This window comes from Microcella alkalica (genome assembly GCF_014595885.1).
In the GTDB taxonomy this organism is placed as follows: domain Bacteria; phylum Actinomycetota; class Actinomycetes; order Actinomycetales; family Microbacteriaceae; genus Microcella; species Microcella alkaliphila_B.
Genome location: NZ_JABUKC010000002.1, coordinates 567454 through 581346 on the forward strand (window position 1 = coordinate 567454; position 13893 = coordinate 581346).

Sequence of the window (13893 nt, forward strand, 5' to 3'; positions counted from 1 at the left end):
CGGATCGTAGTGACGACGCGACGCGGGTCGGGGATACTCCCCCCCGCCGACAAGTGTACCACACTTCACCCTTTACGTGCCAATGAAGGCAGCGGCGCGACGGAGGTGGAAGTTTTGCTCGACTTCGCGGGGGAGTCGCAGTAGCGTCACGATCATGCCCCCGCGCGCCGCCGAGATCATGAACCCCGCGGTGCCAGCCGCCTTCGACGTCTTGTTCGCGATCGCGTGGCTCGTGCCCATCGGCGCGCTGCTCTGGCTGTTCGCCGGCGCGCTCGTGTCGATCCATCGCCGAGCAGCGGCGATGACGGGGCTCGAAGAGCTCGGCTGGTACGCCTTCGTCGTGATCGCCCAGTTCGTCGGCCCGCTCGTGTGGTTCCTCTGGGGCCGCGATCGCTACGACCGAGGTCGCGGGCTCGCCGCGGCGGCATCCGCCCGGCAGGGCGATCAGGCCGAAGGAGCCCGATGACCGCGCACCGTCACCTCCGTCGCATCACCGCACTCGCCGCTGTGGCGGCGGGCATCGCCCTGAGCGGATGCTCCGCCGCGGCCAGCCCCGAGGTCGAGCCGGTCGCGGCCGAACCCGCCGAGTCCACGGCGTCGACCCGCGCGCTCGACCCGGTGAGCGGCGAGGGGCCGACGGGTTTTCCGGGCGTGGCGTTCCCCATCCCGGAGGACGCTCGTTCCGTGAGCATCGCGTTCCACTGCGACGGTGACGGCGCCTTCAGTGTCGAGCTGGGCGACTCGATGATGCTCGGCCAGTCGCCGCTCAGCGGCACGTGCGGCGAGCCGCACAGCCTGTCGTGGCCGATCGAGAGCCGCACGGCACCGACGCTCGCCGTGCAGCTCGACGCCGGCGCGATCTGGACGGCGGAGCCGACGTTCTCGACCGCGGAGTTCGCGGTCGACGAGGCGCTCGTGGCGGAGTGCGCGGCGTTCTCCGAGGTCTCCAGCGCGCTCATGAACGCCGACGTGGGGCTCACGCAGTACGCAGCCTTCGACGAGACGGCGTGGCGCGAGCGCGTGCAGGGCGCGACGGTCGAGCTCGGCGAGCTCGCCGCGGCATCGACGACAGAGCTGTCCGCGGCGCTGACTCAGCTGCACGGCGAGCTCAGCGCAACCACGCCAGCGCCCGGCACGGCCTACCGGGCGCTGGAGCCCGGGTTCGTCGTGATCGGCGCCGCCTGCGCCGAGAATCAGAGTCCGATCGTGCTCCACGGCGAGTTCGGCGGCTGAGGCGGCTCCGGAGCCCCCTCCCGCATCGGGACTGACATCCGATAATCATCATTATGTCAACTCGAACGCACCGCAGCGCGGCGTGGATCCACTGGGCGGAATGTCCGCGCATCATGGCAGAGTCCCCCGCATGACCTTCGCGAACGTCGGCCGGCTGGGCGCGCGGCCTGGCCGTCGCGACGAGCTCCTGTCGATCCTGACCCGGCCCAGCGCCGAGCTCGCCGGCGCTGGCTGCCTGCTCTACGAGGTCGGCGTCGCGGACGACGACCCCGACGCCGTGCACGTGCTCGAGCTGTGGACCTCGCCTGAGGCGCACGCCGCGTCGCTCGCGCTGCCGAGCGTGCGCGCCGCGATCGGCGAGGCGATGCCGCTCCTCTCGGGTGAGATGAGCGGTGCTCGATTCCGCGTGGCAGGGTCGCCCCTGCGCGGCTAGCCCTCGAAGGGCCAGAGCTCGCGCACCTCGACCGCTCCGAAACGCGCCATCGGGTGGCGCGCGGCGATCTCGATCGCCGCGTCACGGTCGGCGGCCTCGATGACGTCGAACCCTGCGAGCGACACCGGACCGGCCGAGAAGGGCGCCTCGGTCACCGCCGCCTCTCCCCCGCGCACCCGCACGGTGCGCGCCTCGACGACCGGCCGGAGGCGATCACCGACGACGTAGGCGCCCGAGTCCTCGAGCGAGCTCACCCACTCCTCGATGTTGTCGCCGTCGGGGTCGTACGGCTCGGCGCTCGGGTCGTCGCAGATCAGCAGCAGATAACGCACGGAATCCTCGTTCCTCGGTCGGCAGTCGTCGGTTCGAGCATCCTCCTCCACGCTCGCGGTCGAGCGCCGCAGTCGGCCACAGGTGCCGTGCGACGCGGATGCGATCGCGATCGGAGGAACGGCGCGGTCACAGGAATGGGCGGAGCTCGACGCGGCGGTTGCAGGCGCGCGAGCCCTCCGTCGCGAGCGCGAGCGCGGCATCCCGGTCGGTCGCCTCGATGATCCAGAATCCGGCCACGTAGTCGGCCGTGTCGGCGACGGGCCCTGAGCGGATGACCGGCTCGGGTCCGCGCGCATCGATCACCGTCGACTCCGCCGGCGCGGCGAGACCCGCCGCCATGACCCAGTGCCCGGCATCCCGCAGCGAGGCGTTGAAGGCGTCGATCGCGGCCATCTCCCCCACGTCCGCCGTGCCCGTGCTGACGTCGATGACGCCGATGAAGAATCTCATGGGGCGGCACAGTATCGCCGGACGAGGGCGAGCGACACCCCCGCGCGCGCAGCGCCCTCGCGGCCGAGCATGGTCGGATGTCGCTGCGAGAGATCATCGACCTCGTCGGCACGGTGATCGACATCGCGGGCGTCGCCGTCATCGCCGCCGGCGTCGTGCTGGCCGTCATCCTCGCCGGGCGTGACGCGCGACGAGGAGCGACCGACGTCTACGGCGCGACGCGTCGCCGGTTCGGCCGCGCCATCCTCCTCGGGCTCGAGCTGCTCGTCGCCGCCGACATCATCCGCACCGTCGCGATCGAGCCCACGCTCGACTCCCTGGCGGTGCTCGGGGTCATCGTGCTCATCCGCACCTTCCTGAGCTTCACGCTCGAGGTCGAGCTCGACGGCCGGTGGCCGTGGCAGCAGTCGCACCCGGCCTCGGAGCCGCACCCCGACCCGGACGGTCCGCGACCCGCCCGCTGACGGCGCGACCGCATCGGCGCCGGTAGCCTGCGACGATGCGCTGCCCCTGCTCCACCGGTCTCCCCTACGACGAGTGCTGCGGCCCGCTGCACCGCGGTGAGCGGGCGGCGCCGACCGCCGAGCAGCTCATGCGCTCGCGGTTCTCGGCCTTCGCGGTCGGCGATGCCGCGTACCTGCTCGCGACGTGGCATCCGTCGACCAGGCCCGCGGCGCTCGAGCTCGATCCCGAGCTGCGCTGGTATCGCCTCGACGTGCTGCGCACCGAGCGCGGCGGCCCGCTCGACCGCGACGGCGTCGTCGAGTTCGTCGCGCATCACCGCTCCCCCGACGGCGTCGGCGAGCTCCACGAGGTGAGCCGCTTCGTGCGCGAGGGCGCTCACTGGCTCTACGTCGCGCCGATGTGAGCGCGACCCCCATCCGGGGGGCACTCGGCTCCGAAAAAGCGGTGCGAGCACTCCCGCTCCCCCACTCCCCCGGAGGTTTCGATGAAGAAGGTCCTCTCCTCGGCGTTCGCGACGGCCATCGTCGCGAGCGCGATCGTGCTCGGCAGCGCCGGCGCCGCATCCGCCGCCCACTGCCTCGACAGCACCGGCACGTCTCCCGGCTTCTCGTGGTTCGGCGCCCACGCGCGCGCCACGACCGATGCCGAGGGCAGCAAGGCGGGCCCGCACATGGGCACGTCGGGCGCGTCGAACTGCCTCGAGACGACGGGCAACCCGTCCGAGCGGTCCTCCAGCCGCTGACGCAGCCCGTCGAGGGCCCGCCACGCGTCGGGCGCGCGCGGGCCCTCACCCCCTCGATTTCGCGATCCGCGAACCCGCCTCGCGCAGCCACCGCTCCGGCTCGGTGATCGCCGCGGTCGTCCCGCCGGCGAGCTGATCCAGGGCGAGGGATGCCGCAAACGCGTCGACCGGTGCGGCGATCGCCCCTGAGACCAGCACGACGGGCACCGCGGCGTCGGCCGCAAGGCGAGCAACCTCGCCCACCGCCTTGCCGGCGCTCGAGGTCGCGTCGAACCGCCCCTCCCCGCAGACGACGAGGTCGGCGGTAGCGATCCGCTCGTCCAGCCGCACCGCCTCCGCGACCGCGCGGGCACCCGATCGCAGGGTCGCTCCCCACGCGAGCAGACCGAAGCCGGTGCCGCCGGCCGCGCCGGCGCCGCGGTGCGCCGCGAGATCGGCCTCGGCACCGGTCGCCCGAACGAGCAGCCGGGCCCAGCGGCCGAGCGCGCGCTCGGCGAGCTCGGCATCGGCGCCGACGAGCCCCTTCTGCGGCCCGAAGACCGTCGCTGCGCCCTGCGGGCCGAGCAGCGGATGCGCCACGTCGCTCAGCACGACGGCGCCGCCCGGCGGCGGCGGCCGCATCGCCGAGACCGAGACCGCCGCGAGCTGCGCGAGCCCGCGCGCCCCGCCGCCGATGGGCGCCCCGTCGTGGTCGAGCAGTCGTGCGCCGAGGGCAGAGAGCGCGCCAGCCCCGCCGTCGGTCGAGGAGCTGCCGCCGATCGCGAGCAGCAGCCGGTCGACCCCGTGGTCGAGCGCGGCGCGCACCGCCTCCCCGAAGCCGATCGTGTGCGCGTCGAGGGGCCGCGGGCGCTCGAGCAGTTCCATGCCCGAGCAGGCGGCGAGCTCGACGACGCCGGTCGAGCCGCCCGCGGAGTCTGCGAGCAGCAGCCAGTGCGCGGCGACGCGGCGGCCGTCGGGGCCCGTCACCCCGAGGGGCATGCGCCGAGCATCCGGCAGCGCGGTCTCAAGCGAATCGAGCGTGCCCTCTCCCCCGTCGGCCATCGGCACGAGGTCGAGCTCGTCCTGCGGGCGCTCAGCTCGCCACCCCGCCGCGATCGCTCGAGCGACGCCGCTCGCACGCAACGAACCCTTGAACGAGTCGGGTGCGATGACGACGCGCAACGGTGCGGAGCCCACGCTCCTGTCTAGCACCCGGGCAGCGCTCAGCGCGTCGCCGCGAGCCCCCGCTCGAGGTCGGCCCACAGGTCCTCGAGGTGCTCGAGCCCGATCGACAGGCGCAGGATGCCCGCGCCGGGCCGCGCCTCGGGCGCCACCGGGCGGTGCGTGAGCGAGGCTGGATGCTGCACGAGCGAGTCGACGCCGCCGAGCGACACGGCGTGCGTGAAGAGCTGCAGCTCGCGGATCATCTCCTCCGCCGCCGGCAGTCCGCCGGCGAGCTCGAGCGAGACCATGGCGCCGCCGCCGCGCATCTGGCGCCCGACGAGCCCGGTCGGGTCGCTGTCGCCGAGGCCCGGGTAGAAGGCTCGCGTCACGGCCGGATGCTGCGCGAGACGCTCGGCGAGCATCCGCGCCGTCGCCTGCTGCGCGCGCACCCGCAGGGCGAGCGTCGGCAGGCCGCGATGCAGCAGGTACGCGGCGAGCGGGTGCAGCAGTCCGCCCGTGAGGGCGCGAACGGGGCGGATGCTCGTGGCCCACTCCCCCGAGCCCGCGAGCACGCCGCCGATGACGTCGCCGTGGCCGCCTAGGTACTTCGTGGCGCTGTGCATGACCAGCTGCGCCCCGAGCGCGAGCGGGTTCTGCAGCACCGGGGTCGCGAAGGTGTTGTCGACGAGCACGGGCGCGTCACCCGCCGCCTCGACGGCCGCCGCGATGTCGACGAGCTCGAGCGTCGGGTTGGCCGGCGTCTCGATGACGACGAGGCACGTGTCGGGCCGCACGGCGGCGGCGATGCCGTCGGCGGTCGTGAACGTCGTCTCGACGCTCAGCATGCCCGAGGCGAGCACGTGGTCGGTGCCGCCGTAGAGCGGCCGCACGGCGACGACGTGACGACCGCGGCCGCGGCCGGCGGCCGCCATGACGGCGGCGCTGAAGGCCGCCATGCCGGAGGCGAAGGCGACGGCCTCCTCGGCGCCCTCGAGCTGGGCGAGCCCCTCCTCGAACCGGGCGACGGTGGGGTTCCAGAGGCGGGCGTAGACGTTGCCGCCCTCGGTCGGGTGATGGCCCGTGGCCAGCGATTCATAGGATGCCCCGCCGAGCTCGATGTCGGGCAGCGGGTTCGTCGACGACAGGTCGAGGGGCGGCGCGTGCACCCCCAGCGCGGTGAGGTCACCGCGTCCCGCTCGAACGGCCAGAGTCTCGAACGCCACATCGTCGTGCATGCGCCGATCTTCGCGCACTCTGCGCCGTGATGGGCGAAAGCACGCACACTCTGCGTTCTCTGGCGCTCTGGCCGCGCATCCTGCATCCTGAGGACATGCCCGAGCCCTCTCGCCCGCAGATCGCGCGACCCGCGCTCGACCCCACCGACCTCGCCCTGCTCGCCGAGCTCGAGCGCAACGGCCGTCTCACGAACGCGGCGCTCGCCGAGCGCGCCGGCATCGCCGAGTCGACGTGCAGCCAGCGCCTGCGCGCGCTGCGCGACTCGGGCACGATCCGGCGCTTCACGACCGAGATCGATCCCGAGGCGCTCGGCCTCGGCATCCAGGCGGTCATCACCGTGCGGCTCGCGAGTCACGGGCGAGAGCAGGTGCGCGCGTTCCAGTCCCGACTGCGCGACATCCCGAACGTTGTGCGCATCTTCCACGTCGCCGGCGCCGACGACTACCTGCTCCACGTCGCGGTCTCGTCGACGACCGCGCTGCGCGACCTCGTGCTCGAGCACCTGCAGGGCCACCCGGGCGTGCGCCACACCGAGACGCAGCTCGTGTTCGAGGTCATCGACGGAGCAGGTCTGCTCCCCCGCGCCGAGCCCTAGCGCCGGCGCAGCGCCTCCGGGCGGTGCACGGCCTCGCCGCCGCTCTTCTCGCTGCGCACGAGGTACTGCGGGTCGTCGGCGGATGCCCGCACCATCCGCCCCGCCACTTCGCCATCGCTCGTGATGCGTCGCACCACCTCGCCGACGGCCTCGCCGCCGTGCGAGTTCCACGCCACCCGGTCGCCCGCCTCGAATCGCTTCGTCATGCCGGTGAGGCTAGGCGCCCCGCGCGCCGCCGGCCGTCGTTCTCGGGGAACGCCCTCCGAACGGCCTGGGAGCTGCCAGGATGCTCGGGCGCGGGCACGGCGGGCGCGCGAGGCTGGGGCGATGGGCGACGACGACACCACGTACCGCGAGTTCCGCGAGGCCATCACAATGGCACCCGCCGAGCTGGAGCGCTGGCTCGAGACCGACGAGAGCCGCGCCGTCGGCGACTCCTCCGGCGGCGGGGAGTCGACCGGTCACCGCAGCGGCCGCCGCATCGTGACGCTGCTGCGCACGCGCAAAAGCGATCTGACCGCCGACGACTACGCCCACATGCGGAAGGTGGTCGGCTTCGTGCGCCGGCATTCCGCGCAGCGACCGAAGGGCGACGTTCGCGAGACCCCGTGGCGGTACTCGCTCATGAACTGGGGGCACGACCCGCTGGCGTGATCGCGGCGCTCCGTCACTCGGCGGGCGATGAGCTCTCGGCCGCCGTCTGGTCCATCCACGCGATCTCCCAGAGGTGCCCGTCGGGGTCGTGGAAGCTGCGCAGGTACATGAAGCCGAGGTCCTCAGGCTCGCGCGCGGCCGAGCCGCCCGCGTCGATCGCCCGGTCGGCGATGGCGTCGACGTCGGATCGCCGGTCGACCCCGAGGGCGTAGATGCCCGTCGCGTGCGCCCGGGCGTCGGCGAGCGGTCGCCGATCGAAGCGCTCGTACGACGAGGGCGCGTGCAGCATCGCGAAGATCGTCGGGCCGAGCACGATGCAGGCGCTCTCCTCGCCCGTGTAGCGCGGCTCGATCTCGAACCCGAGCCCCTCGAAGAACGCGCGCGACCGCGCGAGGTCGCGCACCGGCAGATTGAGGAAGACCATCGACGCGGTCATGGGCCCGGCTCCTTCCGCGGCGCCGCGCGCCGACCGGTCGCCAGCATCCACCCCCCGGATGCCCGGGTCAAGCCCCGAGGCGGCTCGCCTCCTGCGTCGCCGCCGCCCACTCCGCGAGCTTCCGCTCGGCGCGACCCGAGTCGATGACGTCGGCGGCCACCTGCAGCTGCTCGCGCAGCCGCTCCGCGATGGACCGGGTGAGCTGCGTGGGATCCTGCGCGAGTCGGAACGACACGAGGCCCGCGGCCGCGTTCAGCAGCACGATGTCGCGCACCGGGCCAGCCTCGCCGGCGAGCACCGCTCGTGCGAGGCCAGCGTTGTGCGCGGGGCCGGCGCCGAGGATCGCCTCGACGGGGCTCGTGGCGATGCCGAGCTCGCGCGGGTCGATGTCGTGCTCGGTGACGGAGCCGCGCGAGACCTCCCACATGTGGCTGTGCCCCGTCGTCGTCAGCTTGTCGATGCCGTCATCGCCTCGATAGACCAGCGCGGTCGCTCCGCGGGTGCGGAAGACGCCGACCACGAGGGGCACCCGGTCGAGGTGCGCGACGCCGACGGCGGAGGCCTCCGGCCGCGCCGGGTTCACGAGCGGGCCCAGCACGTTGAACAGGGTGGAGACGCCCAGCTCCCGGCGGACGGGGCCGGCGTGCCGGAACCCCGGGTGGAAGGTCTGAGCGTGCAGATAGGTGAGCCCGACCTCTCGGAAGACGTGCGCGACCCCCTCCGGCGACAGGTCGAGGTCGATGCCCAGCTCGCTCAGCACGTCGGAGGCGCCCGAGGCGCTGGAAGCGCCGCGGTTGCCGTGCTTGGCGACCGGCACACCCGCCGCGGCGACCACGATCGAGGCGATCGAGGAGACGTTCACGACCGCGCCGAACGGGTCGCCGCCCGTGCCGACGATGTCGAGCGCCATCGGATCGATGTCGACCGAGCGGGCGTGCGCGAGCGCCGCGTCGCGGAAGCCGACGAACTCGTCGACCGTCTCGCCCTTCGCCCGCAGCGCCACCAGGAAGGCGGCGAGCTGGGCCGCGGTGGCCTCGCCCGCCATGACCTGCTCCATGGCCCAGGAGGCCTCGGAGATCGAGAGGTCCTCGCCCTCGAGCAGTCGAGCGAGCAGGCCGGGCCAGGTCGGGGCGGTGGACATGGGTAAAGGCTAGTGAATCACCGCGAGAAGGCATGTCGGCGGGCAAGAAGTGGCCGCGGCATCCGTCATAATGATCAGGTGACCAGTACCTCTCTGTCGAGATCTCTCACCGCACCCACGATCAACCGGCCGAACACCGTCGCGGTCGGCACGATCGTCTGGCTCGGCAGCGAGGTCATGTTCTTCGCAGGCCTGTTCGCGATCTACTTCACGCTGCGGTCCACCTCTCCCGAGCTGTGGGAGGCCGGCACGGAGGTGTTCAACATCCCGTTCGCCGCGGTGAACACGACGATCCTGGTGCTCTCGAGCGTGACCGCGCAGTTCGGCGTCTTCGCCGCCGAGCGCCTCCAGGCCCGCCGCACCGGCTGGAAGCCCACCCAGTGGGGCATGGTCGAGTGGTTCTTCCTGACCTACGCGATGGGCGCGATCTTCGTCATCGGCCAGGTCTACGAGTACGCGATCCTCGTCAGCGAGTACGTCACGCTCACCTCCGACGCCTTCGGCTCGGCCTTCTACCTCACGACCGGCTTCCACGGTCTGCACGTGACCGGCGGTCTCATCGCCTTCCTCCTCGTCATCGGCCGCGCGTACGCGGTCAAGGTCTTCACCCACCGCGACGCCACGAGCGCGATCGTCGTCTCGTACTACTGGCACTTCGTCGACGTCGTCTGGATCGGCCTCTTCCTCGTCATCTACGTCCTCCAGTAAGCAAGCGAATCGAGACGCAGCACACCATGGCACCCACCTCCCCCGCAGCACGCCGCTCCGGCCGCCGGCACCCCCTGGCGACCGCGGCCCTGCTCGTCGTCGGCCTCCTCGCGACCGGCGGCGCCTACGCCCTCGCCACGACTTCGGCGACCGCTGAGACGACCGCGGCCAGCGAGCAGCTGGTCGAGGAGGGCGGCAAGCTCTTCGCCGCCAACTGCGCCAGCTGCCACGGCCTCCAGGCCGCCGGCACCGAGGCAGGTCCGTCGCTCATCGGCGTCGGCGCCCTCGCCGTCGACTTCCAGGTCGGCACCGGTCGCATGCCCATGGCGGCCTCCGGCCCGCAGGCCGAGGTCAAGCCCGTGCAGTTCACGCAGGAGCAGATCGACGCGATGGCCGCCTGGGTCGCCGAGCTGGCTCCCGGCCCCGCCGTGCCGCCGGAGCGCTACCTCGCCGGCGACGGCGACGCTGCGATCGGTGCCGAGCTGTTCCGCATCAACTGCGCCATGTGCCACAACGTGGCCGGCGCCGGCGGTGCCCTGACCGAGGGCAAGTACGCCCCCGGTCTTGCGGGCGTCGACCCCGTGCACATCTACGGCGCGATGGCGACCGGTCCGCAGAACATGCCGGTCTTCAACGACCTCAACCTCACCCCCGAGGAGAAGAACGACATCATCACGTACCTGAAGTACGTGGAGGAGAACCCCTCGGTCGGCGGCTTCGACCTCGGCTCGCTCGGCCCGGTGTCGGAGGGTCTCTTCATCTGGATCTTCGGCCTCGGCGGACTCATCGCAGTGACCATCTGGCTCACCGCGAAGTCGAACTGACGGCCCGAGCAGCAGGCTAGGAAAGGACCATAATGGCGGACGTTCACGACGGCGCGACCGGCGGCGAGGCCCCGGAGACGGCTGTCGAGAAGCACTCGAGCAGCGCACCCTCCCCCGGGGTCGCCGTCGAGCGCGCCGATCGCATCCAGAACCCGGGCTTCCCGCCCGAGCGCCTCCGGGTCACCGATCTCGACCCCAAGAAGGAGAAGGCCGCCGAGCGCACCGTCTCGGGCCTGTTCCTGCTCTCTGTCGTCGGCAGCGTGCTCGCGGTCGTCGCGTACGTCGCCTTCCCGATCGTGGAGGGTCAGCCGGAGACGATCCGTCTGAACAACCTCTTCCTCGGCCTCGGCATCACGCTCGGCCTGCTCGGCATCGGCATCGGCGCGGTGCACTGGTCGAAGGCCCTCATGCACGGGCACGAGCTCGTCGAGGAGCGCCACCCGACCCGCGGCTCCGACGAGACGCGCGCGAAGGCCGTCGAGATCTTCCAGGCCGCCAACAAGGAGTCGGGCTTCACGCGCCGCAGCCTCGTCCGCAACACCCTCATCGGCGCGCTCGTGGCCACGCCGATCCCTGCGATCGCGATCTTCCGCGACCTCGCGCCCGCGGAGGACCCGGTCGCGCTGCTCAAGCACACGATGTGGGAGGAGGGCGTGCGACTGACGCGCGACCCCTCCGGCACGCCCATCAAGGCCTCCGAGGTCACCATCGGATCGGCCTTCCACGTCATCCCCGAGGGGCTCGCCGAGCTCGAGTCGCACAAGCTGGAGGAGAAGGCGAAAGCGGCCGTGCTGCTCATGCGTCTCCCCCTCGACCGACTCAACGAGCGCGAGGACCGCAAAGACTGGTCCTACGACGGCATCGTCGCCTACTCCAAGATCTGTACGCACGTCGGCTGCCCCGTCGCGCTGTACGAGCAGCAGACCCACCACCTGCTGTGCCCCTGCCACCAGTCCGAGTTCGACGTGGCCAACCACGCCGAAGTCATCTTCGGACCGGCGGCGCGCCCGCTTCCCCAGCTCCCGATCACTGTGGATGAAGAGGGTTACCTCGTCGCCAAGAGCGACTTCACCGAACCTGTGGGTCCGAGCTTCTGGGAGCGTGCACTGTGAGTACCGCCACTGAGCCCGCCGCCCCGGCTGTCGCAGCCGCGCCGTCGCGCGGCATGCGGTTCACCGGGTGGGCGGCGAACTACATCGACGAGCGCACGAGCGCGTCGACCGCCGTCAAGGCGCTGGGTCGCAAGATCTTTCCCGACCACTGGTCGTTCATGCTCGGCGAGGTGGCGCTGTACAGCTTCGTCGTCATCCTCCTCAGCGGCACGTTCCTCACCTTCTTCTTCGACCCGTCGATGACCGAGGTCGAGTACGAGGGCTCGTACGTGCCCCTCCAGGGCATCCCGATGTCGGTCGCCTACCACTCCTCGCTCGACATCTCGTTCGAGATCCGCGGCGGCCTGCTCATGCGTCAGGTGCACCACTGGGCGGCGCTGCTCTTCGTCGCCTCGATCGGCCTGCACATGCTCCGCGTGTTCTTCACGGGCGCCTTCCGCAAGCCGCGCGAGCTCAACTGGGTCATCGGCTTCCTGCTCTTCGTGCTCGCGATGGCGCTCGGCTTCACCGGCTACTCGCTGCCGGACGACCTGCTCTCGGGCAACGGCCTGCGGATCATCGACGGCATGATCAAGGCCGTGCCGGTGGCCGGCGCCTGGATCTCCTACCTGCTGTTCGGCGATGAGTTCCCCGGCACCGACATCATCCCGCGCCTCTACGTGCTGCACATCCTCCTGCTGCCGGCGATCCTCGTCGCGCTCATCGGTGCGCACATGGTGCTGCTCATCGTCAACAAGCACACTCAGTTCGCCGGCCCCGGCCGCACGAACGACAACGTCGTGGGCGCTCCGGTCATGCCGGTGTTCGCCGCGAAGGCCGGTGGGTTCTTCTTCCTGGTCTTCGGCGTCATCGTGCTCATCGCGTCGCTGTTCACGATCAACCCGATCTGGAACTACGGCCCGTACGACCCCTCGCCGGTGTCGGCAGGCACGCAGCCCGACTGGTACATCGGCTTCGCCGACGGTGCCCTCCGTCTGATCCCGCCGCACCTCGAGACGGTGATCTTCGGCTACACCTGGTCGTGGAACGTACTCATCCCGCTCGTCGGTCTCCTGGTGTTCCTCGCCGCCGCCGCCCTCTACCCGTTCCTCGAGGCGTGGGTCACGGGCGACAAGCGCGAGCACCACATCGCCGAGCGCCCGCGCAACAACCCGACCCGCACCGCGATCGGCGCCGCCGGCGTGACCTTCTACGCCGGCCTGTGGGCCGCGGCGAGCTCCGACCTCATCGCGACGCACTTCCGCCTCTCGATCGAGGGGGTCATCCACGCGCTGCAGTTCGTCACTGTGGTCGGCCCGTTCATCGCGTACTTCATCACCAAGCGCGTGTGCCTCGCGCTCATGCGGAAGGATCGCGAGATCGCGCTGCACGGCTACGAGTCCGGCCGCATCGTGCGCCTGCCCGGTGGCGAGTACATCGAAGTGCACGAGCAGCTCGACGACTTCGAGCGCTGGAAGCTCGTCAGCTACGAGGAGTACCAGCCGCTCATGGTGCGCCCCGACGCGCGCGGTCGCATCACCGCTCGCCAGCGGGTGCGTGCCGGCCTGTCGCGCTGGTTCTTCGAAGACCGCATCGCGCCGGTCACGCAGAAGGAGCTCGAGTCGCAGCGCCACTAGCGCCGCTCTCACCGACGGCCCGCTCCCCTCGTCGGGGCGGGCCGTCGCCGTTTCCCCGGCGAGCGCGTAGCGTGAGCGCATGACCGAGCACCCCACGCGGCTCTCCGACGTCACGACCGTGCTGCTGGACGTCAACGAGACACTGACCGATCTGGGCCCCCTCGAGGCGTGGATGCGCGAGCAGGGCCTCGGCCCGGGCTCCGCGAGCGCGTGGCTGGCTTCCGTGCTGCGCGACGGCCTCGCGGCGAGCCTCGCGGGCGTACCGGCGCGCTTCGGCCCGCTCGGCCGCACGGCCCTGCGCGACCTCCTCGCCGCCGCGGCCGGCGGCGAGGCCGACGAGGAGCGCGCCGCGGCTCTCGCCGAGCAGCTGCCGACGGTGGTGGCGGGGCTGCCGGCTCATGAGGACGTCGAGCCGGGCATCCGGCGGATGCTCGACGCGGGTCTGCGCGTCGCGACCCTCACGAACGGCGGCGTGGGCGTCGCACGTGCCCTGCTGCAGCGGCTGGGCCTCGAGGGCGACGTCGAGACGCTCAGCGTCGACGGCACCCGCACCTGGAAGCCGCACAGCGAGGCCTACCTCGGGGCGTGCGACCGGCTCGGCACGACGCCGGAGCGCACGGCGCTCATCGCGTGCCACCCGTGGGACGTGCTCGGCGCCCAGCGCGCCGGTCTCGTCGCCGTCTGGGTGCCGCGAGGGCGCAGCTGGCCCGAGAGCTATCCCGCCGCCCAGCGCACGGCCGCGCGCCTGACCGAGGTTCTCGAGGCGCTCTGA

The 13893-nt window shown here is 72.0% G+C and carries 20 protein-coding genes; 13 read left to right on the forward strand and 7 right to left on the reverse strand.

Translation table 11 applies throughout. The features are described 5' to 3' along the window. Window positions 1–154 precede the first annotated feature (154 nt). The 3 genes from ID804_RS07160 (at window position 155) to ID804_RS07170 (ending at window position 1666) form a co-directional block, all read left to right on the forward strand. The gene (locus tag ID804_RS07160) at window positions 155–466 is read left to right on the forward strand and encodes a hypothetical protein (protein WP_169078460.1); all 312 of its coding nucleotides are present in this window, start codon (window positions 155–157) and stop codon (window positions 464–466) included. After that, entirely contained in the window at window positions 463–1233 is a 771-nt protein-coding gene (locus tag ID804_RS07165; RefSeq protein WP_211161033.1) for a hypothetical protein, read from the forward strand. The genes ID804_RS07160 and ID804_RS07165 overlap by 4 nt, the downstream gene beginning before the upstream one ends. A 130-nt stretch (window positions 1234–1363) precedes the next feature. Then, window positions 1364–1666 carry a putative quinol monooxygenase gene (locus ID804_RS07170; RefSeq protein ID WP_169078462.1) on the forward strand — a complete coding sequence of 101 codons (303 nt, stop codon included), beginning with the start codon at window positions 1364–1366 and terminating at the stop codon, window positions 1664–1666. On the opposite strand, the gene ID804_RS07175 is transcribed toward ID804_RS07170, so the two are convergent. After that, window positions 1663–1998 carry a YciI family protein gene (locus ID804_RS07175; protein WP_169078464.1) on the reverse strand — a complete coding sequence of 112 codons (336 nt, stop codon included), beginning with the start codon at window positions 1996–1998 and terminating at the stop codon, window positions 1663–1665. The two genes, ID804_RS07170 and ID804_RS07175, sit on opposite strands and share 4 nt — an antisense overlap. A gap of 127 nt (window positions 1999–2125) precedes the next feature. Then, entirely contained in the window at window positions 2126–2449 is a 324-nt protein-coding gene (locus ID804_RS07180) for a YciI family protein (protein ID WP_169078466.1), read from the reverse strand. A 77-nt stretch (window positions 2450–2526) separates the two neighbouring features. Here ID804_RS07180 and ID804_RS07185 point away from each other — a divergent pair, with 77 nt between their 5' ends. From ID804_RS07185 to ID804_RS07195, 3 genes are all read left to right on the forward strand, one after another. Next, window positions 2527–2913 carry a DUF1622 domain-containing protein gene (locus ID804_RS07185; protein WP_169078468.1) on the forward strand — a complete coding sequence of 129 codons (387 nt, stop codon included), beginning with the start codon at window positions 2527–2529 and terminating at the stop codon, window positions 2911–2913. 35 nt (window positions 2914–2948) lie between these two features. Next, window positions 2949–3317, forward strand: a complete 369-nt coding sequence (locus ID804_RS07190; protein ID WP_169078470.1) for a YchJ family protein — start codon at window positions 2949–2951, stop codon at window positions 3315–3317. A gap of 81 nt (window positions 3318–3398) precedes the next feature. Then, a complete protein-coding gene (locus ID804_RS07195) occupies window positions 3399–3656 on the forward strand; it encodes a hypothetical protein (protein ID WP_169078472.1) in 258 nt (85 codons plus the stop codon). A gap of 45 nt (window positions 3657–3701) precedes the next feature. Here ID804_RS07195 and ID804_RS07200 read toward each other — a convergent pair whose 3' ends face one another. Beyond that, window positions 3702–4832 carry a glycerate kinase gene (locus ID804_RS07200; RefSeq protein WP_317451210.1) on the reverse strand — a complete coding sequence of 377 codons (1131 nt, stop codon included), beginning with the start codon at window positions 4830–4832 and terminating at the stop codon, window positions 3702–3704. Between the two features lie 26 nt (window positions 4833–4858). After that, complete coding sequence (locus ID804_RS07205; RefSeq protein WP_169078474.1) at window positions 4859–6034, reverse strand: trans-sulfuration enzyme family protein; 1176 nt, start codon at window positions 6032–6034, stop codon at window positions 4859–4861. A 95-nt stretch (window positions 6035–6129) separates the two neighbouring features. Here ID804_RS07205 and ID804_RS07210 point away from each other — a divergent pair, with 95 nt between their 5' ends. Then, entirely contained in the window at window positions 6130–6630 is a 501-nt protein-coding gene (locus ID804_RS07210; protein WP_169078476.1) for an Lrp/AsnC family transcriptional regulator, read from the forward strand. On the opposite strand, the gene ID804_RS07215 is transcribed toward ID804_RS07210, so the two are convergent. Then, on the reverse strand, window positions 6627–6836 hold the full coding sequence (locus ID804_RS07215; RefSeq protein WP_169078478.1) for a hypervirulence associated TUDOR domain-containing protein: 210 nt from the start codon (window positions 6834–6836) through the stop codon (window positions 6627–6629). The two genes, ID804_RS07210 and ID804_RS07215, sit on opposite strands and share 4 nt — an antisense overlap. Window positions 6837–6957: 121 nt before the next feature. Between ID804_RS07215 and ID804_RS07220 the strand changes: the two genes are divergently transcribed. After that, the gene (locus tag ID804_RS07220; RefSeq protein WP_169078480.1) at window positions 6958–7284 is read left to right on the forward strand and encodes a DUF3140 domain-containing protein; all 327 of its coding nucleotides are present in this window, start codon (window positions 6958–6960) and stop codon (window positions 7282–7284) included. A gap of 13 nt (window positions 7285–7297) precedes the next feature. On the opposite strand, the gene ID804_RS07225 is transcribed toward ID804_RS07220, so the two are convergent. Further along, window positions 7298–7720 (reverse strand): VOC family protein, encoded by a 423-nt coding sequence (locus ID804_RS07225; protein ID WP_169078482.1) that lies wholly within the window; start codon window positions 7718–7720, stop codon window positions 7298–7300. 67 nt (window positions 7721–7787) lie between these two features. Further along, window positions 7788–8861, reverse strand: a complete 1074-nt coding sequence (gene trpD, locus ID804_RS07230) for an anthranilate phosphoribosyltransferase (protein WP_169078484.1) — start codon at window positions 8859–8861, stop codon at window positions 7788–7790. 78 nt (window positions 8862–8939) lie between these two features. On the opposite strand from trpD, the gene ctaE reads away from it, so the two are divergent. The 5 genes from ctaE (at window position 8940) to ID804_RS07255 (ending at window position 13893) form a co-directional block, all read left to right on the forward strand. Then, a complete protein-coding gene (ctaE, locus tag ID804_RS07235) occupies window positions 8940–9569 on the forward strand; it encodes an aa3-type cytochrome oxidase subunit III (protein WP_169078486.1) in 630 nt (209 codons plus the stop codon). 26 nt (window positions 9570–9595) lie between these two features. Further along, complete coding sequence (gene qcrC, locus ID804_RS07240) at window positions 9596–10393, forward strand: cytochrome bc1 complex diheme cytochrome c subunit (protein WP_169078488.1); 798 nt, start codon at window positions 9596–9598, stop codon at window positions 10391–10393. A gap of 32 nt (window positions 10394–10425) precedes the next feature. Next, window positions 10426–11505 (forward strand): cytochrome bc1 complex Rieske iron-sulfur subunit, encoded by a 1080-nt coding sequence (gene qcrA, locus ID804_RS07245; RefSeq protein WP_169078490.1) that lies wholly within the window; start codon window positions 10426–10428, stop codon window positions 11503–11505. Between the two features lie 53 nt (window positions 11506–11558). Next, window positions 11559–13121, forward strand: a complete 1563-nt coding sequence (gene qcrB, locus ID804_RS07250; RefSeq protein ID WP_169078813.1) for a cytochrome bc1 complex cytochrome b subunit — start codon at window positions 11559–11561, stop codon at window positions 13119–13121. 79 nt (window positions 13122–13200) lie between these two features. Beyond that, window positions 13201–13893 carry an HAD family hydrolase gene (locus tag ID804_RS07255; RefSeq protein WP_169078492.1) on the forward strand — a complete coding sequence of 231 codons (693 nt, stop codon included), beginning with the start codon at window positions 13201–13203 and terminating at the stop codon, window positions 13891–13893.